Origin of the sequence: Cellulophaga fucicola, assembly GCF_900119145.1 — a bacterium.
In the GTDB taxonomy this organism is placed as follows: Bacteria; Bacteroidota; Bacteroidia; order Flavobacteriales; family Flavobacteriaceae; genus Cellulophaga; species Cellulophaga fucicola.
The window spans coordinates 224,178-248,565 of the sequence record NZ_FPIY01000003.1; the positions used below are offsets into that span (position 1 = coordinate 224,178).

The following is a 24,388-nucleotide window of genomic DNA, read 5'->3' on the forward strand; positions in this document are numbered from 1 at the left end:
GCGTTACTTTTTAATTGATACTACAAAGATATTGCCAAAGCCATCTAGCCTATACCCTGTAAACCGTGAAAAGTTAACAACTAGTTATTCTACAAAAAAAAACTCCGATAATTAAATCGGAGTTTTTATTTTATTCATCGTCTTTACTCGGTTCCATAACAAAACTTTCCATAAAGGCTGTGGTATAATTACCAGCCAAATAATCTGGATGATCCATTAATTGCCTATGAAAAGGGATTGTAGTTTTTACACCTTCAATCACAAATTCATCTAAAGCACGTTTCATTTTATTAATAGCCTCTTCTCTAGTTTGCGCTGTTGTAATTAACTTTGCAATCATAGAATCATAATAAGGAGGTATAGTGTAACCACTATAAACGTTAGTATCTAAACGTATACCGTGACCACCTGGTGTATGTAATGTAGTTATTTTTCCTGGAGAAGGTCTAAAATCGTTTCTAGGATCTTCTGCATTAATTCTACATTCTATAGAGTGTAATTTAGGAAAATAGTTTTTACCAGAAATTGGCACACCACCTGCAACTAAAATTTGCTCACGTATTAAATCGTAATCTACTACTTGTTCTGTTATAGGATGCTCTACTTGTATTCTAGTATTCATCTCCATAAAGTAGAAGTTACGGTGTTTATCTACTAAAAATTCTATAGTACCTGCACCTTCATACTTAATAAATTCTGCAGCTTTAACCGCAGCCTCTCCCATATCTTTACGCAGCTGATCTGTCATAAAAGGAGAAGGTGTTTCTTCTGTTAGTTTTTGATGACGTCTTTGTATAGAACAATCTCTTTCAGACAAGTGACATGCCTTACCGTATTGATCTCCTACAATCTGTATCTCTATATGTCTTGGCTCTTCAATAAGCTTTTCCATATACATAGCACCATTACCAAAAGCAGCTGTTGCTTCTTGTACTGCACTTTCGTAAAGAGCTTCCATTTTGTCCTCAGACCAAACAGCACGCATACCTTTACCACCACCACCGGCAGTTGCTTTTACCATAACAGGATACCCCATTTTTTTAGCAACTTTTTTTGCCTCGGCAACATCTTTAAGCAAACCATCTGAACCAGGAATAGTTGGCACACCAGCTTTTTTCATAGTTTCTCTAGCACTAGCTTTATCTCCCATACGGTCAATATGCTCGCCAGATGCACCTATAAATTTAATTTCATGCTCTGCACATATCTTAGAAAACTTAGAGTTTTCTGATAAAAACCCATATCCTGGGTGTATTGCATCTGCATTTGTAATTTCTGCTGCTGCAATTATATTCGGTATTTTCAAATAAGATTCACTACTAGGAGCAGGGCCAATACATACAGCCTCATCTGCAAACCTAACATGCAAACTTTCTTCGTCTGCCTTAGAGTATACCGCTACCGTTTTAATTCCCATTTCTTTACAGGTCCTAATAATACGCAACGCTATCTCTCCTCTATTTGCAATAAGTATTTTTTTAAACATCTTATGAAATTTTAAATTTTAAATCCTAAATTCTAAAAAACTAAAAGTATTTAGTGTCTAAAATTCCTTATGATGGATCTACTAAGAATAAAGGTTGATCAAATTCTACTGGAGAAGAATCATCTACTAACACTTTTACAATTTTACCAGATACTTCTGATTCTATATCGTTAAAAAGTTTCATTGCTTCTATAACGCAAAGAACATCTCCTTGACCAATACTATCACCTACTTCTACAAACACTGGTTTGTCCGGAGATGGTTTTCTATAAAAAGTACCAATAATTGGAGACTTTATAGTAATGTATTTAGCATCTTCACTTTCAGCTGGAGCAGGTGCTGCTTCAGTTCCTGCAACCGGTGCTGGTGCTGCAGCTGGTGCCATATGAGGTTGCCCCATTGGTATCTGCTGTAAAATAGTAGTCTCCCCACCAGAGTTAAGTGCTCCTGTTCTAATGGTAATTTTAATGTCTTCCATTTCTAATTTAACTTCGCTAGCGCCAGATTTTGCAACGAACTTAATTAAACTCTGAATTTCTTTAATATCCATAAAAATTAGATTTTGTTTAGTTGTAAGTTTTAATATGTTTTATTAAGAGTTGTAGGCCCATTTTAAGTAAATAGAACCCCAAGTAAAGCCACCACCAAAGGCAGCAAAAACTAGATTATCTCCCTTTTTTAGTTGTTTCTCGTAATCTGCTAACAATAAAGGTAAAGTAGCAGATGTGGTATTACCGTATTTCTGAATATTCATCATCACCTTAGAAGAATCTACACCCATTCTGCTAGCTGTAGCATCTATAATACGCTTGTTTGCTTGGTGTGGCACCAACCAATCTACGTCTTTCTCCTCTAAGTTGTTACGTTCCATTATTTTTGCAGAAACATCAGCCATATTAGATACGGCATATTTATAAACAGATTTTCCGTCTTGGAAAACAAAGTGTTGTTTATTTTTTACTGTTTCTTCAGATGCTGGTAATAAAGATCCACCTGCATCTATTTTTAAAAAGTTTCTTCCAATACCATCAGACCTTAAGTACTCGTCTTGAAAACCTAAACCTTCTTCATTTGGCTCAAAAAGTGCAGCTCCAGCACCATCACCAAAAATTATACAAGTAGTTCTGTCTGTATAATCTAATATAGAAGACATTTTATCTGCTCCTATTAATAATACTTTCTTATACCTTCCAGATTCTATATAACTACTAGCCGTAGACATACCGTATAGAAAACTAGAACATGCAGCTTCTAAATCAAAAGCAAATGCATTAGTTGCTCCTATTTGCGATGCTACAAATGCAGCTGTTGCCGCCACCTGTAGGTCTGGTGTTGCGGTACCTACAATAACTAAGTCTATCTCCTTAGGATCTATACCTCTTTTTTGTATTAATTCTTCAGCTGCTTTAATTGCCATAAAAGAAGTTCCTTTACCTTCTCCTTTTAATATTCGCCTCTCTTTGATACCTGTTCTAGTGGTAATCCACTCATCATTTGTATCTACCATCGTTTCCAATTCTTTGTTAGTTAAAACAAAGTCAGGAACATACTTACCTACTGCAGTTATTGCCGCTGATATTTTACCCATATTAAAGTTTGATTTTTTTAATCAAAAAGTTTCAAAAAAGTCTAAAAATCATGGAAAATTAGTCAATTTTTATGACTTTTTACCAAAAGTGTTTATTTTTTGACAAAAATTGATGAAAAATAAAAAAACCCTCACTTTTTCGGTGAGAGTTTTGAATATTGTACAAAAATAGAATTAAGCTACTGCCTCTTCTGCTTTGTCAATTAAAATTTGTCCACGGTAGTATAATTTACCTTCGTGCCAGTGAGCTCTGTGAAACAAGTGAATTTCTCCTGTTGTTGCATCTTTTGCAAGTGTTGGAGCTACCGCTTTATAGTGCGTTCTTCTCTTGTCTCTTCTGGTTTTTGAAATTTTTCTCTTTGGATGTGCCATTATGAAACTTTATTTATCCGTTATTAATTTTTTTAATGCGTCCCATCTGGGATCAATATCTTCTTTATTTTCCTTCTCTTCCTTTGGTTGAAGTTCTTCCAACTTATCTACAGCCTTAGATCTTAAAGTGCCATCCAATACTCCTGGATGTATTCTTTTAGATGGTACGGCTAATACCAGCATTTCGTATAAATACTGCGAAACATTTACCTGGTAATCTCCGTGAGGAATTATCAGTATTTCTTCATTCTCATCATTATACTCGTCGCCAAACTTTACTACCAACTCTAACGTAGAGTCTATATCTTGGTCATAAGCTTCACTAGAAATGTCGCAAAAAACATTTACTGTTCCTTCTGCTTTCATCTCTAACTCCAACATTGTACTTGTCTTATTTAACAACACTTCTATTTGTATATTAGCGCTATTAAACTCGTCGTACTCAAATGCTTCAAAGAACTTATTATCTATATTATACTCAAAACTGTGCTTTCCCTGTTTTAATCCAGAAAAAGGAATGGAAAACTCCTTTAGCTTCATCATAACAACACTATATTTAAAAGTACCAGCCTCCTTAAAGGCGGGTGCAAAGATATTATTATTTTAATAAAACCCAACTATTTGTTGCAAATATATTACTACTTAATAGTTTAGGTATTGTTTTAGCCTATTTTCAGGGCTAATTATCTATAAATCTAGAGAAAATATTTTATTCTTTTCGTTTTAAACGCTGTTTTTTTAATGGATTTTGCGTTAACTCCTTATACTCTTCTCTGTTTTTAAAGATTTTTAGAGCTGTAAAAACTGCTTCTTTAAAAGAACTATGGTCTGCTTCTCCTTTACCTGCTATTTCATAAGCTGTTCCATGATCTGGAGATGTACGCACCTTACTTAATCCTGCTGTGTAATTTACTCCTTTGCCAAAAGACAACGTCTTAAATGGTATTAAACCTTGATCATGATATGCTGCTAAAATTGCATCGAAACTAGAATATGCATCAGAGCCAAAGAAACTATCTGCAGAATAGGGCCCAAAAACCATTTTACCTTGGTTTTTTAATTCTGTTATTGTTGGCTTTAATACAACATCGTCCTCTTTACCAATAACACCATTGTCTCCACTATGCGGATTTATACCTAACAATGCTATTTTTGGTTTTTGTATTGCAAAATCTTCTTTTAAAGAACGTTCTATAGTAGCAACTTTTTCTTTTATAAGCTTAGCAGTAATAGCCTCCGCAACATCTTTTACAGCTATATGGTCTGTTAACAAGCCTACTTTTAGAGAACTTGTTACCATAAACATTAGACTTTTACCACCTAATTCTTTTGCTAAATAATCTGTATGCCCTGGGAAATTAAATTCTTCAGACTGTATGTTATTTTTATTTATTGGTGCTGTAACCAACACATCAATCTTATCTTCTTTTAATGCCTTTGTTGCTGCCTGCAAAGATTTTAACGCATACTTACCGCTTTCCTCAGTAGCTTCTCCAAATTTAGTTTTGGGTACTTCTTTCCATACATTAACTACATTAATTTTGCCATCTATTGCTTTTTCTGCATCTTGAATACCATTGTAATTAATGTTTAACTTTAATTCATTCTTCTGAAATGAAATGGTCTTGTTTGATGCAAAAATAACTGGAGTACAAAAATCTAGCATTCGGTTGTCTTCAAAAGTCTTTAAAACAACTTCACAGCCAATTCCGTTTAAATCGCCTATAGAAATTCCTACCTTAATTTTTTTGCCTTCTTGCATAATTCAACTGTATAATGTCTAAATTTACACCGCAAAACTACTTAATTAAAACGATATGTTTACTGGGATTATAGAAACTTTAGGGAAAGTAACCGCATTACGTAAAGAAGACAGCAACCTACACATTACTGTAGAATCTACTTTAACACCAGAACTTAAGATAGACCAAAGTGTTGCTCACAATGGTGTATGCCTTACTGTTGTTGCTATTGAGAATAATACCTATACTGTTACCGCTATTGATGAAACATTGCAAAAAACAAGTCTTGGCTCTTTACAAGTAAATACTCCTGTGAATCTAGAACGCGCAATGATTTTAGGTACAAGGTTAGACGGACACATTGTACAAGGCCACGTAGACCAAACAGGTATTTGTACGGCTATTGAAGAAAAAGATGGTAGTTCTGTTTTTAGTTTTGAATATGATACCGATTATAACAATGTAACTATTGAAAAAGGTTCTATTACTATAGACGGTACTAGCTTAACTGTTTTTAACTCTGGAAAAAATACATTTAGTGTAGCTATAATTCCGTATACGTTTGAAAACACTGTTTTTAAAACCTATAAAATTGGTACTATTGTTAACCTTGAGTTTGATGTTATTGGTAAATACGTAGCTAAGCTAATTGCAAAATAAACTACACTTTTATAAAGATTTTTTTTCTGTAAAGCACATACGCTAGTAGCACATAAAATGTAACCACAGTTAGTGCATATAATAAGGATGATAATTTTAGCGCCATAAAATCTTGTACATACAGGTTTTTAAACAACCATCCATGCAGAGAGGTACCATCTACTTTTATAAGTCCAAAAAGCTTAGAAATAAAACTAGATAAGAAAAAAACAGTAATAGCATTAGCTCCTGCGTATTTAAAAACACCTCCAAACTTTTTGTTTTTTACATCAGAAAAATAATAAATTACTGATAGTATTATATTTGCCCAACCTGCTGTTACTAGTACAAAACTACTGCTCCATATAGCTTTATTTATAGGAAAATACAGATCCCAAATATAACCAAGAGCTAAAAGACCAATACCTAACCCAAAAAGAAGTCCTGTTTTATTATTTTTATTAGACTTTAACATTAAACCCGTAAATACACCAAACAAAGCCGATGCAATTGCAGGCAAAGTACTCAATACTCCTTCTGGGTCATAATCTGCTTTCCACATATGTATACCCAATACATTTAAATCTATGTAATTCGCCCAATTGTGTGGTGCTCTATCAAAAGTTGGTTCCACACCGTTAATTGGCACAAAACCCATCCACAACCAATAACCAACTAAAATTGCTACACACACTACTAGTAAAGCCTTCCAATGTATTTTCATAAATAGAATAGAGGAAAAGAAAAACACAACTCCAATACGCTGTAAAACACCAGGAAATCGTATGTTTTCAAAATCTTTAACAAAAGGAAAATTAAGCGTAAATGCACCTAGAAACAAGCCCAAACCTATCAATTTTAAAGACCTAATAGTAATTTTACGATAGGTACTACCGCTTACCTCTCTATTGTGATATGCAAATACAATAGAAATACCTACGATAAATAAAAAGAACGGAAATACTAAATCTGTTGGTGTATAACCGTGCCAATCTGCGTGTAAAAAAGGAGCATATATGCTAGACCAAGTTCCAGGCGTATTAACCAAAATCATTAAAACAATGGTAATACCCCTGAATATGTCTACAGATATAACTCTATTATTCATTTACAAAATATCTGTTTTCATTCTATTCCAAGCTTTTATCAAGAATAAGCCGGCAACAATTGCAATACCCGTAAATATTAATCCTTTCATTGTTTCTCCATAAATCCAATATCCTGTTGCAAACATACAAGTGTATATTAACACGCAACCTAACACCATAGCACCAATACCAGATGGCACACTCCATTTTTCATTAGGATTTACTATTTCTATATTATCTGCCTTAGCATCAACTACAACCTTTTCCCAACCTGGACCTCCTGGCTGAATTTTTTTATAAAAACTATTTAAGACCTCTTTAGATTCTGGCTTAGTCATAAAAGTAGCCGCTACCCATATTATGGTTGTTACAAGCATTACAAACGGAATCTGGAACCAATCTGGGAAAACACCAGTTTCTGCAGCAAAAAGGTAATTACCTACAGGCGTAACTTTTAAAATTATAGATAATGCTCCAGATGCAAACATAGCAGCAATCTCTGTCCATGCATTAATTCTCCACCAGAACCAACGTAAAATGAAAATTAAACCTGTACCAGCACCAAAAAGAAGTAACATATCAAAAACTTCCATTGCATTCTGCATTAACAAAGCCAAACAGGCACTTAATACCATTAATATCACAGTAGAAATTCTACCAACTGCTACTAATTTTTTTTCTGATGCATTAGGATTAACCTGTTGTTTATAAAAATCATACACTATATAAGAAGATCCCCAGTTAAGCTGTGTAGAAATAGTACTCATATAAGCCGCAATTAAAGATGCTAATACCAAACCTAAAAGTCCGCTTGGCAGTTTTGTCAACATTGCTGGGTATGCTAAATCGTGCCCCAACTTATCCGCAGCGATATTAGGAAAAGCTTCTGATATACTTGCAATATCTGGATATACAACTATAGACGCCAAAGCCACTAAAATCCAAGGCCAAGGACGTAATGCATAATGCATAATATTAAAAAAGAATGTTGCCCCTATTGCGTGGTTTGCATCTTTTGCTGCCAACATACGTTGCGCAATATAACCACCACCACCTGGCTCTGCTCCAGGATACCAAGAACTCCACCACTGTACAGCCAACGGTATAACTAATAAAGTAATTACAGCTTTTGTATTGCTAAAATCTGGTAAAATAGAAAGCTTTCCTTTTACATTTTCGTGAGCAAGTAATTTTGTAACCCCACCTACTTCTGGTAAGTTTACCAAGTAATAAGCTGCGCCTATAGCACCGCCCATTGCCACAAAGAACAATAGAAAATCTGTATAAACTACACCTTTAAACCCGCCTAAAGCACTAAAAGTAACTGTTATTAAACCTGCACTTACTACTGTTTGCCATGGTTCTAACCCTAGCATTATTCCGCCAATTTTTATAGCAGCCAATGTTACTGCAGACATTGTAATAACATTAAATATAACTCCTAGATATATGGCTCTAAATTTTCTTAAAAAACTAGCAGGCTTACCACCGTATCTTAATTCATAAAATTCTAAATCTGTATTTACATTAGACTTACGCCATAGTTTTGCATAAACAAAAACGGTTAGCATACCCGTAATTAAAAAAGCCCACCAAACCCAGTTACCAGAAACACCATCTGTTCTAACAATATCTGTGACTAAATTAGGTGTGTCTGTAGAGAATGTTGTAGCTACCATGGAAAGCCCCAACAACCACCAAGGCATTGTTCTTCCTGATAAAAAATACTCCGATGAACTTTTTCCTGATTTTTTAGAAACCACAATCCCAATAGCCAAAACAATTGTAAAAAAAACAATGATTAGACTATAATCTAGTACACTTAATTCCATTTCTTAGTAGTTGGTTAATTAGTAAAGGTATTATTTTTTAGAATACATTTGTTTTTTTTAGCTAAACACCATTTATGAGTCTATTAATAACAACAGACATTTCTACAACTGCATGGGTACTGGCATTTACTGCTGTGTTTGTTATGGGTGTTTCTAAATCTGGGTTAAAAGGTATTTCTATTATTGTAGTTACGCTTATGGCCTTAGCTTTTGGCACCAAAGCGTCTACTGGCTTGTTAGTTCCCTTATTGGTTATTGGCGATATTTTTGCCGTTATATACTACAGTAAACATACACAATGGAAATATATTATTAAGTTTTTACCTTGGATGATTACAGGTATACTAATTGGAGTTATTGTTGGTAAAGATTTACCTGAAGCTACTTTTAAGTATTGCATGGGCGCTATTATATTACTTACCGTTATAATGATGCTTTGGTGGGATCAGAAAAAATCTAAAAATGTACCTACACATTGGGCATTTGCAGGATCAATGGGACTACTAGCTGGTATAACCACAATGATTGGCAATCTTGCTGGTTCTTTTTCTAACATTTACTTTTTAGCTATGCGCTTACCTAAAAAACAATTTATAGGTACAGCAGCTTGGCTTTTTTTAATAACAAACATTTTTAAACTGCCTTTCCATTTTTTTGTCTGGAAAACAATAACCACAGATACACTACTATTAAACCTAAAACTTTTGCCAGGAATTTTTATTGGTTTTATTGCAGGCACTTTTCTAGTAAAACATATTAAAGACAAGTATTACAGAAAAATGATATTAATACTTACGGCTATTGGCGCTTTATTAATCTTGGTGCGATAAACTATTGCTTTTTTAATCAATAATGTTATCTTGAAATTATTGCTCATAAACATATTATCTTAAATTTTGAATGTCCCCTATGAAAAATTTAACCTCATTTATTCTATTTCTTTTTATTGGCTGCCTATCTATGGTTGGCCAAAACCTCTATCCGCCCATACGTAACTATAAAATATTTGATTATAATGCGGCCAGCAACAACTGGGGATTATCTACCAGTGAAGATGGCGAATTATTCTCTGCCAATAACGCGGGCCTTCTACATTTTAATGGCGAAGAATGGAAACTTAATACCTTACCTAGCAAAACCACTATACGTTCTGTTGCCGCTATAAAAGATAAAGTCTACACTGGTTCTTATGAGGAGTTTGGCTTTTGGAAAAAAGATAGTTTAGGTATTTTACAATACACCTCTTTAACACACCTAATTAAGAATCACGAATTTACTAGTGAAGAATTCTGGCAAATTATACCTTTTAATAATTCAATTGTTTTTAGATCCTTCTCTAAGGTTTATGTGTACAAAGACAATAAAATAACAGTTGTAAAATCAGACATAATTGTAAATAATATTACCGCACACAATAACAAAATAATTGTAGCTGGTGGCGATGATGGGCTATTTTGGCTTAACGGAGAAACTCTAGAAGCATTACCATTAAAAGACAGTTTTTCTTTTGTAGATAAAACGGTTGTAGATATGGTAACATTTAACAACGGCTTATTAATAGGCACTAAATTAAGTGGTTGTTATTTTATTAAAGATGGTAAAATTACAGAATGGGCTAGCACCATTAACGATACACTAAAGCAATATCAACTAAATAAAATAGTAGTTCTAGACCAAAAAAATATTGCTTTTGGAACCATAAAAAACGGACTTTTCTTATATAACAACTACACAAAAACATATAAAAGCATAAATAGAGAAGTTGGTCTACAAAACAATACCATTTTAGCAATGATTGTGTTTAAAAACCAATTATGGCTAGGGTTAGATAATGGCATAGACCACATACAACTAGACCATCCAATTACATATTACACAGATTTTACGGGTGTTTTAGGCACTGTTTACGACATTGCCACTTACAACAACAAGGTATACCTAGGTTCTAATACTGGACTATATTATGTAGACAATAACAAACTACATTTTGTAAAAGGAACACAAGGTCACGTTTGGGATATTGCAGTAGTAGATAATGAACTTTTTTGCGGACACAATACAGGAACATTTAAACTAAATGAAGACGGAGTAACAAAAGTATCTAACATTTCTGGAGGCTATCAAATAGAAAAAACACCAGAAAGAAATTCTTCATTCTTACAGGGTACATATACAGGTATTGCAAAATACTCAAAAGATGATACTAATAACTGGCTTGTTACCAAATTAAAAGGCTTTGATTTACCTGTAAAAAAACTATGTTTTGAAGACAACAAAACGCTTTGGGTTGCACATCCTTATAAAGGTTTTTATAAACTTAAATTGAACAGTACATATGACTCTGTAATTAGCTCCAAAGAATACAATGGTGATAACGCCCCTAATAAATACAATGTAAAATTATATAATATTAAAAATCAGATTGTGTTTTACAGCCAAGGAGATTGGTTTAAATATGATCCTATTTTAGATAAGATTGTAACGTTAAAAGAGTTTGACTCCTTTAAAAACAATGAGCTGTTATACTACAACAATGATCATTTTTGGTTTATAGATAATGAGAAAAGTAAAAAAATAACTTACACCAATTTTAAGGAAGACAATATTATTATTGAAAATCAAAGTTTAAAGAAGAGGATAATTCCTGAAGCAGAAAACATTATTAAGGTAAACGATTCTACATATTACTTTTCTCTTGTAGATGGCTACAGCAAAATAAACTTTAACAAACTTAATTCTCAACTAAAAGACAACAACAGACTACCTACCCCTAAGCTTATTAGCTTTAAAGGTAAGCAAAGCACCTATGAAGTTAGCTCCAAAAATATTACATTACCTTATAAAGATGCTAGAAACATTACTTTAAAAATTGCTTCTCCTGGTATAATACACCCTAAATATTATTATAGTTTAGACGGAAAAAATGCTCAATTTGCAGAATTAGATAAAGGATTTATTTCTTTTCAGAATCTTAGCTACGGTGATTATACATTAGAAGTTTTTGGCGTAGGTATTGACAATAAAAAATCTGCCCCAAATGTCATCAACTTTACCATAAAAGCACCTTGGTATTTATCTGTACCTGCACTATTAATTTATTGTTTGCTTGTAATTACCGCAATAATTATCATCAGAAAATATAATAAATACAAGCTAAATTTAAAACACAATAAGCTAAAAGAGCATTTGCAAAAAGAACAAGATGAAAAAATTGCGCTCTTAGAAAAAGAAAAACTAGCTAAAGAAATAAAACTTAAACAGAAAGAATTAGCGAATACCACATTAAATATTGCTAAAAAGAACGAAATAATCTTAGACGTAAAAACATTGTTGGTCCAGAATAAAGACAAATTTACCAACCAACAACGTTATAAATCTTTTATGAAAAGGTTAAACAATTCCGTTAATAACAAAGAAGATTGGAAACGCTTTGAAATGAATTTTAAAGAATTACATAGCGACTTTTTTGAAAACCTACTAAAGCAATATCCTAAGCTTACTCCTAAAGATTTAAAACTCTGCGCATACCTTAAAATGAACCTATCTACTAAGGAAATTGCACCACTAATGGCTATTACAATTAGAGGCGTAGAGATACATCGTTACAGATTACGTAAAAAGTTAAACATAGATAGCTCAGAAAACATATCTAACTTCCTAATCACCTTTAAATAAAGGTTTTTCTGTCATAAACGACTTAACAATTACATAACACACAGTACATCATTACTACATCAAACTGTTAAAAGTGATTAAAAAGTGCTCTAGAAACACTACTGCAAACCACACTATTGGTGGTTTATAGCGCATATACTGCTTTGATGTAGTTTTTATGTAGTTACAAAAACCCCTCTAGACACACTGTTTTATTAATTTAGTAAAAATCTAACTCAATTTTTAATGTATTATGAAAATACTCAATCAAATATTATTAATATGCTTTATTTTGCTAGGTACAACAGCCTACGCACAAGAGAGTATTGCCGTTAAAGGGCAAGTATTAGATAATGATGGTATGCCTTTATTAGGTGCTAGCATTGTTATTAAAGGTACAACAACAGGAACACAGACAGATTTTGATGGTAACTACCAACTAAACACGGTTCCTACTAACGCAACTTTAGTCGTTAGCTATATTGGTTTTATTACTTCAGAAATCGCTGTAAATAATAAAACTTCTATTAATGTAACATTACAAGAAGATGCCCAGTCTTTAGATGAGGTCGTTGTAATTGGTTATGGAGAAATGAAATCTAAAGATTTAACCTCTGCTATTACAACTATTAAAGCAGATGAACTAGCGGCGGTACCAACAGGGTCTGCTATGCAAGCAATGCAGGGTAAAGTTGCAGGTATGCAAGTTGTAAGTAGTGGTTCTCCTGGACAAGGACCTACTATTAGAGTAAGAGGTATAGGATCTTACAACACAGGCGCTTCTGCTCCTTTGTATGTTGTAGACGGTATGTTTTTTGACAATATCGACTTTTTAAACACATCAGACATAACATCTATTTCTGTCTTAAAAGATGCTTCTGCATCTGCTATTTATGGGGTTAGAGCTGCAAACGGTGTTGTTTTAATAGAAACTAAATCTGGTGCTTTTAATAAAAAAGCAGAAATTACATATGATGGCTACACAGGTTTTCAAATAGCACAAAACGTATTAAAAGTTGCCAACGCAGAACAGTTTACAACCTTAGCCTTAGAGTCTGGCTCTGCACCAGATGCTGAGTTTATTTTAAACGCTATGCAACGTTATGGTCGTAGTAGAGTAAATCCAAATGTACCAAATGTAAATACAGATTGGTACGATGAGATTATTAGACCAGCTATAATTAAAAACCATAGTATAGGCATTACTGGTGGTAGTGATGATGTTAGCTACTCAGTTGGTGCTAATTATTTTGGTCAACAAGGTATTCTTAAAATGAAAAATGAATACGAGCGTTTTAATCTAAGAAGTAAAATAGAATTTAAGGCTAACGACAGGTTAAGAGTAGGTGCAAATACTGTAATTAGTAATGCTACAAGGTATGATGGCGAAAACTCCGCTTGGCGTTCTGCTTATTTTGCAGTTCCTATTTTACCTATTTATGATACAAACCTTGCTAGCGACCCAAATGTTTTCCCTACAAACTACGCTAACGCACAAGACTTAGGCTACAGAGGCGGTCAAAACCCTTTTCCCCTTTTAGATTTTAATGAAAACAGAACAAAAATTAGAAATGTACTTGCTAATTTTTATGCCGAGTTAGACTTAATACCTACTAAACTTAAGTTTAAAACTGCATACAACCATAATTACCAAACATTTGAAACTAGAAATGTGGGACTTCCATATTATATAGGTAATGGTTTTCAGAGACAAGATGCTTCTTTAGCTAAAAGCAACACAACAATATCTAACCAAATTTGGGATAATACATTAACCTATAAAGAATCTTTTGGAAACCATAACTTAACTGTTTTAGCTGGTACTTCTTTTAGAGACGAATCTTTTCAATCTTTAAGAGCAACAGGATTAAACTTTCCTTTAACAGGTGAAGAAGCATATTACCTAGATCAAGCACAAACTATTGTAGAAAATAGTGTTGGTGATGGTGGTGCAAGAGAATACGGATTCTCTTATTTTAGTAGAGTTTCTTATAATTATGATGACAAATACCTTCTTTATGGAACCTTTAGGGCTGATGGAACTAACAAATACCAAGAAAAATGGGGTTATTTCCCTACTATTGGTGCTGGTTGGGTACTGTCTGAAGAATCTTTTATGCAAGATAACGGTATCTTCGATTTTCTTAAACTACGTGCAAGTTGGGGTAAATTAGGAAACGATAATGTTGCCGGTAGTAATGGTTCTATTACTTCTACTGTTGTTACTACTGCCTTAGGAGATACTATGTTTAGTGGTTTAAATACAGGAAGTGATTTTACTTCTTTAAAATGGGAAGTAACAGAAGAAACTAACGTTGGTATTAATGCTAATTTCTTAAATAATAACTTATCTCTAGAAGCAGATTATTACGTTAGAGATACTCAAGATGCTGTTATACCAGTACAAAGACCTTTAATTCCAGGTACAACTAGACAAAACGTTGGAGAGATAAGAAACTCTGGTTTTGAAATGTCATTAAACTGGAATAAAAAAGTATCTGATGATTTTAGTTATTCTATTGGCGGTAATTTCTCTACCCTAAAAAATGAAGTTTTAGATCTTAACGGACAACCTTATATAGATGCTGGTTCAGCAGAATTTCGTCAACGCTCTATTGTAGGCGAACCTCTTTTTGCCTTTTATGGACGAGAAATTGCTGGTGTTTACCAGAATGAAGCAGAGATATTAGCAGATCCTGTAGCAGTAGCAAACAATTTAGTTCCTGGCGATTTTAAATATAAAGAAAACGGTGGTGACCCAACTACTATTGATGATGATGACCGTGTAGTTTTAGGATCTTACCTACCAACATACTCTTATGGTTTTAACTTTGGCTTTAATTATAAAAACTTTGACTTTACAGCCACAGCTTCTGGACAAGGTGGTAACAAAATACTTAACCGTAAAAGATTAGAAGTAATTTTTACTAGTGATACTAACTGGGATAGAGATTTTGCTGTAAACCGTTGGCACGGTGAGGGTACTACAAACTCATACCCATCTTCTGCTGCAACACGTAAAGGTTGGAACCAGAAATTAAACGATTACTACGTTGAAGACGGAGATTATTTTAGAATTCAGAATATAACTCTTGGGTATACCATTAATAAAGATGGTAAAATGAAAGGTGTTCCTAAAACACGAATTTACTTAACTGCAGAAAAGCCATTAACCATATTTGGATACAACGGATTTAGTCCTGAGGTTGCTAATGGCGTAGATAACCAAACATACCCAATCCCAGCTGTATATACAATGGGTGTTAACATTAAAATATAAGACTTATGAAACTGTATAAAAAACACATTTCACCTTTATTTTTACTAGCCCTAGTTGCTTTGGTATTTATTGGGTGTTCAGACAAGTTAGACGAGCCTCAGGAGAATAATAATTTTGCTGGTGGTACAGATTTTTCCAAAACAGAGAATATGATATTATCTCTAATTGGTGTTTACGATGCTTTCCAATCTCGTGGATGGGAGCAACCGTTACTAATCTCTGTTCGTGGGGACGATGTTAATGCTGGTGGATTGGGAGATCAACAAGATTTTGCCGAAACTGATCTTTTTAACTACAACAAAGATTATTGGATGTACAATTCGCTTTGGGAAAACGTATACGTAGATATTATTACAGCACATACAGCTATGGAACAAATAGCGCGTTACCAAGAGTTTGCAGATGCAGACGGTGTAGACAAAGCAAATCAATATATTGCAGAATCTAAAGTGCTTAGAGCAATGATGCTTTTTCAAATATCTCAGGTTTGGGGAGACGTTTTTATCCCAGAATCTTCAGACACTGGTGCTCTTTTAAGTGTAACAGAATTGCCTACTAAAGATGAAGTTATGCAGCATTTATCTGACCAAATGGACGAAGCTATTCCGTTTTTACCAGATATGAGACCTAACGAACGTACAGATGTACCAGGTGGCGTAACTAAATATACTGCTCTTGCTATAAAAGCACTAGCAAACCAAGAACTTAAAAACTACCCAGCTGTTGCTTCTGCTACAGGACAAATTATAAACTCTGGTAAATTTAGTTTATTCTCAAATTATTACGAGCTTTTTAAAACGCCTGGTAAACTTAGTGATGAGAGTATTTTAGATTTACAATATTCAGATTTTGGACAAGGAGAAGGTGATCGTGAAGGCCATTTATTACAACCTTACGGACCACAAAACTGGACACCTGCTGTTACTGGTGCGGGTTCTGGATGGGGATTTTATGAGCCTAGCATCAAGTTTATTAAATTCATGCTAGACCGCGGAGAAGCTGTGCGTTTAGAAACAAGCGTATTATTTACAGACCGTGGTATTGCGGAGCTTCAAACAGACCCAGCTTATGCTAGTTTACCAAGTTTTGTAAACAATACAACAAGAGATGGTGATATTATTGAAGACTATGCTAGAGCACTTTTCTCTAGTGGTAAACACTATTTACCATCAAACCAACTAATAGAAGGTAGAACAGAATACGGTAGCAACAAAAACTACAGTGTTATACGTTATGCAGAAATTTTATTAATGTACGCAGAAGCGGTAACACAGGGAGCACCTGCAACTTCTGTTAGCGCAGATAATGCTGTAAACATTGTGAGACAAAGAGCAGGTATGCCATTACTTACTGGTGTAACATTAGATAATGTATTGGATGAAAAATTTGCAGAACTAGGTATGGAATGGGGTAAGCGCTATTACGATATGGTTAGACTAGGTAGATTTAGCGAGCTAAGCTACGACGGAAGAACTTTTTCTGAAGACAAAGTTTACCTTCCTTACCCTCAACCTCAAGTAGATCAATTTCCAATATTAGGAAACCCATCAAACTAAAAACAAAAAGCAATGAAAAATTTAAAATACATCGTAATCTGTATGGTTACTGCTTTATTTTTATATTCTTGTGACCAAGGTATAGATAACATTACACAAGTAGTTGCAGGCGCAGATGAAACTGCTCCGGCAGTTAAAATAAATTACCCTACAGAGGGCACAAGAATAAGAGTTGTTGAAGACGTTACATCTATAACTATAGATTTTGAAGTTACAGATGATATAGAAATTGCTTCTATAGATGTGAAGATAGACAACAACAGTATACAATCCTTCTCTAGTTTTAAGGACTACAGAAGAGTTTTAATAGACAATCTTGTTTTTAATAATTTAGTTGATGGTACGCACCAACTAACAATTATTGCAACAGATTTAGATGGTAAGACTACTGAAGCATCAACAAACTTTGAAAAAGAACCTCCATATAAGCCATTATACGACGGAGAAACTTTTTATATGCCTTTTGATGGTGATTACTTAGAGCTTATTACGTTAACTGAAGCAACAAAAGTAGGCACTCCTAATTTTGCTGGCGAAAGTGTTCTTGGCACCAATGCCTATGCAGGAGCTGCAGATAGTTACCTAAGCTATTCTACAGAAGGTTTAACTGGTAGCACAGAATTTAGTGCAACATTTTGGTACAAACTAAATGCAACGCCAGATAGGTCAGGAATCTTAGTAATGGGACCACCTGATACAGAAAACGCAGGGTTTCCAGATGTTCAAAACCTAAGAACAAGTGGTTTTCGTTTTTTTAGAGAAGGAAGTCCAGACAGACAAGAATTTAAATTAATAGTAGGCAACGGCTCAGCAGATATTTGGTTTGGCGGCGGTGACAATACAGCTATAGCAGCATCTAGTGGTGAATGGGTACAAATTGCTTTTACAATTTCAGATACTAAATGTGTTATGTATTTTGATGGTGAAATAGTAGCTGAAGGTGAGTTTTCAGGAATAGATTGGACAGGTTGTGATATTCTATCAATTGCTTCAGGTGCACCTAGGTTTACTGAATGGGGGCATCTATCAGATCAAAGTTTAATTGATGAATTACGCCTATACAACAAAGCACTTACACAAGAAGAGATACAGTCTATTAGAGACGCAGATTTATAAAATACACACATTTTTTAGTTTTTAGTTAATTCATTTATGAGATTATTTTTAGTAGTTGCGGTTGCTGCATCCCTATTAACGGGATGCAAAGACCATCCAAAAAAAATACAGAAACAAGTTTGGACAGATGAAGCCTTAATGGACACTGTGCAAAAACAAACTTTTAGTTATTTCTGGGAAGGCGCAGAGCCTACTTCTGGTTTAGCTAGAGAACGTATACATTTAGATAGTATTTACCCATCTCACGATAAAGATATTATAACAATTGGTGGTTCTGGTTTTGGACTAATGACAATATTGGTTGGTGCAGAACGTGGTTATATTACCAAAGAAGAAGCGCTTATTCGGTTTGAAAAAGCAGTTTCTTTTTTAGAAAAAGCAGACCGTTTTCACGGTGCTTGGCCACATTGGTTATTGCCTTCTGGAAAAGTTGCTCCTTTTAGCACTTATGATGATGGTGGAGATTTAGTAGAAACAGCCTTTTTAGTTCAAGGTTTACTAACGGTAAAAGAATACTACGTAAATGGTAATGAAAGAGAGCAGAAACTAGCAGCACAAATTCAGAAACTTTGGGAAGAAGTAGAATGGGACTGGTACACAAGAGGTGAAAATACCTTGTACTGGCATTGGTCTCCTAATGTAGAATGGAAAATGAATTTCCCCGTTGGTGGTTATAATGAAGCTTTAGTAATGTATGTGCTAGCTGCTGCATCACCAACACACCCAATAACAAAAGAGGTATATGATCAAGGTTGGGCTTTAAAAGGAGAAATTGCAAAAGACACAACTTTTTACGGTCTAGAAACGGTACTTAATCATTATGAGCACGATGCTTCACCTGTAGGTCCACTTTTCTGGGCTCACTATTCGTATTTAGGCTTAGATCCAAAAGGCTTAACAGATGCCTATGCAGACTACTGGAAACTAAATGTAAATCACGCTAAAATACAATACAACTATGCCGTAGACAATCCTAAGAAATACAAAGGATATGGCAAAAAAATGTGGGGGTTAACATCTAGTTATTCTATAAACGGTTATGATGGTCATAGACCAGATAACGACTTAAGTGTAATATCACCTACAGCTGCGTTATCTTCTATGCCATACACACCTAAAGAAAGCTTGCAGTTTTTACGCTATATGTACACAGAACAAGATTCTCTTATTGGTAAATATGGTCCTTACGATGCTTTTAGTTTAGAAAAAAACTGGTCTTTACCTCGATATTTAGCTATAGATCAAGGTCCAATTCCTGTAATGATAGAAAACTACAGAACAGGTTTGTTGTGGAATTTATTTATGAAGAATAAAGACTTACACAAGGGATTAGAAAAATTAGGTTTCTCTACAACACATAAAAATGACAATTAAAAATAGTCTTTTTACAACACTACTTATACTTGTAATTATCTCTTGCAAAAGCGGAGATGATTACGAGTATACTCCAATTGAATTTCCTACTGATGACGATCCTATTTCTACGCCTACGATAACAGACGAGGAGTTGCTAGATATAACACAAGCTGAAACCTTTAAATATTTTTGGGATTTTGCTGAGGTAAATTCTGGTGCAGCAAGAGAGCGCTATCATCCTAACGACCCAAATAACAGTAAAAATACAGTTACCACAGGTGGTACAGGCTTTGGTATTATGGCACTTATTGTGGGTATAGAAAGGGGATTTATTACTAGGGAACAAGGTGTAGAAAGGTTTGCTAAAATTTTATCTTTTTTAGAAAAAGCAGATCGTTTTCACGGTGCTTGGCCACATTGGATTAATGGTGAAACAGCTAAGGTTATACCTTTTAGCGATTTAGATAATGGTGGAGATTTGGTAGAAACTGCTTTTTTAACTCAAGGTTTAATCTGCTTAAAAGAGTATTTAAAAAACGGTACAGATACAGAAAAAGCATTGGCTGTTAAAGCAGATGAACTATGGAAGGGTGTTGAATGGGATTGGTACACAAAGAATGAAGATACGTTGTATTGGCACTGGAGTCCTAACAACGATTTTGCCATAAACTTGGAGTTAAAAGGATACAATGAAGTTCTAATTGCCTATGTTTTAGCAGCGGCTTCACCAGACTATTCAATTTCTAAAAAGGTGTATACAAACGGTTGGGCTTCTAATGGTGGTATTACATCATCTAACACAAAATATGGGTTTCCTTTATTGGCTAAACACGCTGACAACCAAGAGTATGGCGGACCTTTATTCTGGGCTCATTACTCGTACTTAGCTTTAAATCCAAAAGGATTATCAGACGAGTATTTAAATTACTGGAATGTAAACACAAATCACGCTAGAATAAATTACAACTATAGTATAGAAAATCCAAAGCAATTTACAGATTATGGTAAAGATTGTTGGGGTTTAACAGCAAGCTACACAAGAAATGCAGATGGCACCATTGGGTACAATGCTCATAGTCCGTCTAACGATACTGGTGTAATATCTCCAACAGCAGCCATAAGTTCTTTTCCGTATACACCAACAGAATCTATGCAAGCATTGCATTATTTCTATAAAAACAAAGACAAGTTGTTAGGACCTGCTGGTTTTTATGATGCATTTAGTCCAGAATATAATTTTTGGGTAGCAGAGCAATATTTAGCCATAGATCAAGGACCAATTATACTTATGGTAGAGAATTATAGAACCGGACTTCTTTGGAATTTATTTATGCAAAATACCGATGTAAAAAATGGTTTAGACAAACTAGATTTTAACTACGCTAAGTAATACATAAATCTTAAAAACAAAATACAAACCCACCACGGGATATAAAATATAGTATATGAAAAAAACAAACCTACTCTTAGTACTCGCCCTTTGCAGCGGTTTTTTAGCAATAGGACAAACTAAAGTTCCGTTTATAGAGGACTTGCTTGCTAAAATGACAATTGAAGAAAAAATTGGACAATTAAACTTAGTAACCCCAGGTGGTGGTATTGCCACTGGTTCTGTTGTAAGTAGCAATGTAGAGTCTAAAATAAAAGCTGCTGAGGTTGGTGGTATGTTTGGAATTTCTGGTCCAGAAAAACTAAAAATAGCACAAGATTTTGCTGTAAATGAAACACGTTTAAAAATTCCGTTATTCTTTGGTTCCGATATAATACACGGTTATAAAACAACTTTTCCTATTCCGCTTGCAACAGCATCTAGTTGGGATATGAATTTGACAAAAAAAATGGCTGAAGTTGCTGCTCAAGAAGCTACTGCAGACGGTATAAACTGGAATTTTTCTCCTATGGTAGATGTGGCTCGTGATCCACGTTGGGGAAGAATTGCAGAAGGTGCTGGCGAAGATCCTTACTTGGGCTCTGCTATTGCAAAAGCAATGGTACACGGCTACCAAGGAAACGATTTAACTGCTAAAAATACAATGATAGCTACTATTAAACATTTTGCCCTTTACGGAGCTGCGGAGGCTGGCAGAGACTACAATTCGGTTGATATGAGTAGAACAAAAATGTTTAACCAGTACTTACCTCCTTATAAAGCCGGTATAGATGCTGGCGCAGCTAGCATAATGACTTCTTTTAACGATGTAGACGGTATACCTGCTAGTGGTAACAAATGGTTGCTTACAGATTTACTGCGTAAAAAATGGGGGTTTAAAGGCTTTGTAGTATCAGATTACACGTCTGTAAACGAAATGATTGCACACGGACTTGGAGATTTACAAGATGTATCTGCATTATCTTTAAAAGCTGGTTTAGATATGGATATGGTTGGTGAAGGTTTCTTAACTACACTTAAAAAATCTTTAGATGAAGGCCGTGTTACAGAAGAAGAAATTACCAATGCTTGTAGAAGAATTTTAGAAGCGAAGTATAAGCTTGGCCTTTTTGATGATCCGTACAAGTATATTGACACTAAAAGACCTAAAAAAGACATTTTAACTAAAGAAAATAAAGCCTTAGCAAGAGATGCTGCTAAACGATCTTTTGTATTGTTTAAAAACCATAACAACGTATTACCACTTAGCAAAACAGCTAAAATTGCATTAATTGGTCCTTTGGCTAATAACAAAAATAATATGCTGGGTACTTGGGCGCCAACAGGTGACCCTCAATTGTCTATTCCTGTTTTAGAAGGATTTAAAACTGTTGCTCCAAAAGCCAAAATAACGTATGCTAAAGGTGCAAATATTACAGATAATGCTGAGTTAGCTAAAAAAGTAAATGTTTTTGGTACACGTGTAGACATAGACAAACGCTCTTCTGAGATTCTTTTGCAAGAAGCTTTAGACTTAGCAAAAACGTCTGACGTTGTTGTTGCCGTAGTTGGTGAAGCATCAGAAATGAGTGGTGAGGCAGCTAGTAGAACAGATATTTCTATTCCTGCTAGTCAGAAAAAACTAATACAAGCACTAGTTAAAACAGGCAAGCCAGTTATTTTGGTATTAATGAGCGGTAGACCGCTAACTATTGAAGAAGAATTTAATCTTCCTGTTAGCATTCTTCAGGTTTGGCATCCAGGTATAGAAGCTGGTAATGCCATAGCTGATGTTGTTTTTGGTGATTACAATCCGTCTGGAAAACTAACAGCTACGTGGCCAAGAAATGTGGGGCAAATTCCTATTTATCATAGTATAAAAAATACAGGTAGACCAGCACCAACTGAAGCATTTGAAAAATTTAAAAGCAACTATTTAGATGTTAAAAATACTCCTTTACTGCCATTTGGTTATGGCCTTAGCTATACTTCGTTTGAGTATTCTAACATCAACCTATCTAAAAAAGAAATTGCACAAGGAGAAGACGTGACAGTTTCTGTTACTGTAAAAAACACTGGTAATTTTGATGGTGAAGAAGTAGTACAATTGTACTTAAGAGATGTAGTACGTAGCATTACGCCACCAATGAGACAATTAAAAGGATTTAAAAAAGTATTTATTAAAAAAGGTGAAACAAAAAAAGTAGATTTGGTACTTACTGCCGATGACTTAAAGTTTTACAACAGCAATTTAGATTTTGTTGCAGAACCAGGAGATTTTGAACTTTTTATAGGTGCAAACTCTAACGCACAGTTAAAGGCAACCCTAACACTAAAATAAATTGTAATGAATAGCTTAAAACTAACTGTTAATAAACGTTTTGCACTACTATTTCTTGTATTGTTAACAACTGGTATGGGTTATGCCCAAACTAGATACGAGCAAAAAATATTTTCTGAAGTAAAAATGAAAACCTACAGTTATGCAGATACTTTAAAGTTGGATTTTTATAGCTACAAAAAAGATACAGTCATCAAAAAACCTTTGCTAATTTTAGTTCACGGAGGCGGTTTCAGTGGGGGAAAACGTGATAATCCATCAGAGATAAAGTTTTGTGAAGATATGGCAAAAAGAGGCTACGCTGTAGCCTCTATGAGCTATAGATTGGTGCGTAAAGGCAATCCGCTTGGTTTTGGATGTAATTGTCCGGCCGATCAAAAAATAGAAACCTTTGTTTCTGTTTCTAGAGATATTTTAAAAGCTACGCAGTATTTAGTTGATAAAAGTGATAAACTAGGGTTTAACCCATCTAACATAATACTTGTTGGTAGTAGCGCAGGTGCAGAAGCTGTTTTAAACACCGTATTTATGAAGAACGAATTTGCCTTTAAAAAACTACCCTACACCTCTATAAAATATACTGGCGTTGTTTCTTTTGCTGGTGCCATTGTTAATGCAAATTACATTACCAAAAAAACGGCTATACCAACAATGCTTTTTCACGGCGTTAAAGATAATTTAGTGCCATATGCTACAGCACCTCATCATTTATGCGAAGAAGATAAACCTGGTTTTATTATGCTAGATGGCTCTTATACTATTGCACAAAAATTAGAAGCCTTAGATATTGCACATACACTTGTTGTAGACAAAGAAGGTACACACAACTGGGCTGGCATACCTTATGCCTATACAGATCTTATTGCTAAATTTATAAAGCAAAATATTCTAGATAAAAAGAATATACAAAGTACAATTAAAGTAAAACACAAAAGTTAATACACTTTAAAACAAAAGCCGATGCTAATG

The 24,388-nt window shown here is 34.4% G+C and carries 18 protein-coding genes; 10 read left to right on the top strand and 8 right to left on the bottom strand.

Going from position 1 to position 24,388, the window contains the following annotated elements; translation table 11 throughout:
• Positions 1–130: 130 nt before the first annotated feature.
• The 6 genes from accC to pdxA form a co-directional block, all read right to left on the bottom strand.
• Entirely contained in the window at positions 131–1,486 is a 1,356-nt protein-coding gene (accC, locus tag BT107_RS11675) for an acetyl-CoA carboxylase biotin carboxylase subunit (RefSeq protein WP_072303991.1), read from the bottom strand.
• Positions 1,487–1,553: 67 nt separating this feature from the next.
• Positions 1,554–2,036, bottom strand: coding sequence for an acetyl-CoA carboxylase biotin carboxyl carrier protein (gene accB, locus BT107_RS11680; protein ID WP_072303992.1), 483 nt, complete (start codon positions 2,034–2,036; stop codon positions 1,554–1,556).
• A 42-nt stretch (positions 2,037–2,078) separates the two neighbouring features.
• Positions 2,079–3,074 (bottom strand): beta-ketoacyl-ACP synthase III, encoded by a 996-nt coding sequence (locus BT107_RS11685; RefSeq protein ID WP_072303993.1) that lies wholly within the window; start codon positions 3,072–3,074, stop codon positions 2,079–2,081.
• Between the two features lie 174 nt (positions 3,075–3,248).
• Complete coding sequence (gene rpmF, locus BT107_RS11690) at positions 3,249–3,446, bottom strand: 50S ribosomal protein L32 (protein ID WP_072303994.1); 198 nt, start codon at positions 3,444–3,446, stop codon at positions 3,249–3,251.
• Positions 3,447–3,455: 9 nt separating this feature from the next.
• A complete protein-coding gene (locus tag BT107_RS11695; protein ID WP_072303995.1) occupies positions 3,456–3,989 on the bottom strand; it encodes a YceD family protein in 534 nt (177 codons plus the stop codon).
• 166 nt (positions 3,990–4,155) lie between these two features.
• Positions 4,156–5,208, bottom strand: a complete 1,053-nt coding sequence (pdxA, locus tag BT107_RS11700; protein WP_072303996.1) for a 4-hydroxythreonine-4-phosphate dehydrogenase PdxA — start codon at positions 5,206–5,208, stop codon at positions 4,156–4,158.
• A gap of 55 nt (positions 5,209–5,263) precedes the next feature.
• Here pdxA and BT107_RS11705 point away from each other — a divergent pair, with 55 nt between their 5' ends.
• Entirely contained in the window at positions 5,264–5,848 is a 585-nt protein-coding gene (locus tag BT107_RS11705) for a riboflavin synthase (RefSeq protein WP_072303997.1), read from the top strand.
• A gap of 1 nt (position 5,849) precedes the next feature.
• Here the strand turns inward: BT107_RS11705 and BT107_RS11710 are convergent, their stop codons facing one another.
• Positions 5,850–6,935: an acyltransferase family protein gene (locus BT107_RS11710; protein ID WP_072303998.1), complete on the bottom strand. Its 1,086-nt coding sequence runs from the start codon at positions 6,933–6,935 to the stop codon at positions 5,850–5,852.
• Complete coding sequence (locus BT107_RS11715) at positions 6,936–8,747, bottom strand: sodium:solute symporter family protein (RefSeq protein WP_072303999.1); 1,812 nt, start codon at positions 8,745–8,747, stop codon at positions 6,936–6,938.
• Between the two features lie 74 nt (positions 8,748–8,821).
• On the opposite strand from BT107_RS11715, the gene BT107_RS11720 reads away from it, so the two are divergent.
• The 9 genes from BT107_RS11720 to BT107_RS11760 all read left to right on the top strand — a co-directional run bounded on the left by BT107_RS11720 (position 8,822) and on the right by BT107_RS11760 (position 24,358).
• Positions 8,822–9,577, top strand: a complete 756-nt coding sequence (locus BT107_RS11720; protein ID WP_072304000.1) for a sulfite exporter TauE/SafE family protein — start codon at positions 8,822–8,824, stop codon at positions 9,575–9,577.
• A 79-nt stretch (positions 9,578–9,656) separates the two neighbouring features.
• Complete coding sequence (locus tag BT107_RS11725) at positions 9,657–12,422, top strand: helix-turn-helix and ligand-binding sensor domain-containing protein (RefSeq protein ID WP_072304001.1); 2,766 nt, start codon at positions 9,657–9,659, stop codon at positions 12,420–12,422.
• A 232-nt stretch (positions 12,423–12,654) separates the two neighbouring features.
• Positions 12,655–15,681 carry a SusC/RagA family TonB-linked outer membrane protein gene (locus BT107_RS11730; protein ID WP_072304002.1) on the top strand — a complete coding sequence of 1,009 codons (3,027 nt, stop codon included), beginning with the start codon at positions 12,655–12,657 and terminating at the stop codon, positions 15,679–15,681.
• 5 nt (positions 15,682–15,686) lie between these two features.
• Positions 15,687–17,237, top strand: a complete 1,551-nt coding sequence (locus BT107_RS11735) for a RagB/SusD family nutrient uptake outer membrane protein (RefSeq protein ID WP_072304003.1) — start codon at positions 15,687–15,689, stop codon at positions 17,235–17,237.
• Positions 17,238–17,249: 12 nt separating this feature from the next.
• Positions 17,250–18,353, top strand: a complete 1,104-nt coding sequence (locus BT107_RS11740) for a LamG-like jellyroll fold domain-containing protein (RefSeq protein ID WP_072304004.1) — start codon at positions 17,250–17,252, stop codon at positions 18,351–18,353.
• Positions 18,354–18,389: 36 nt separating this feature from the next.
• Entirely contained in the window at positions 18,390–19,727 is a 1,338-nt protein-coding gene (locus BT107_RS11745) for a glucoamylase family protein (protein ID WP_072304005.1), read from the top strand.
• Complete coding sequence (locus tag BT107_RS11750; RefSeq protein ID WP_072304006.1) at positions 19,717–21,099, top strand: glucoamylase family protein; 1,383 nt, start codon at positions 19,717–19,719, stop codon at positions 21,097–21,099. Before BT107_RS11745 ends, BT107_RS11750 begins: the two co-directional genes overlap by 11 nt.
• 55 nt (positions 21,100–21,154) lie before the next feature.
• A complete protein-coding gene (gene bglX, locus BT107_RS11755; RefSeq protein ID WP_072304007.1) occupies positions 21,155–23,419 on the top strand; it encodes a beta-glucosidase BglX in 2,265 nt (754 codons plus the stop codon).
• Positions 23,420–23,425: 6 nt separating this feature from the next.
• On the top strand, positions 23,426–24,358 hold the full coding sequence (locus tag BT107_RS11760) for an alpha/beta hydrolase (protein WP_072304008.1): 933 nt from the start codon (positions 23,426–23,428) through the stop codon (positions 24,356–24,358).
• Positions 24,359–24,388: the final 30 nt, after the last annotated feature.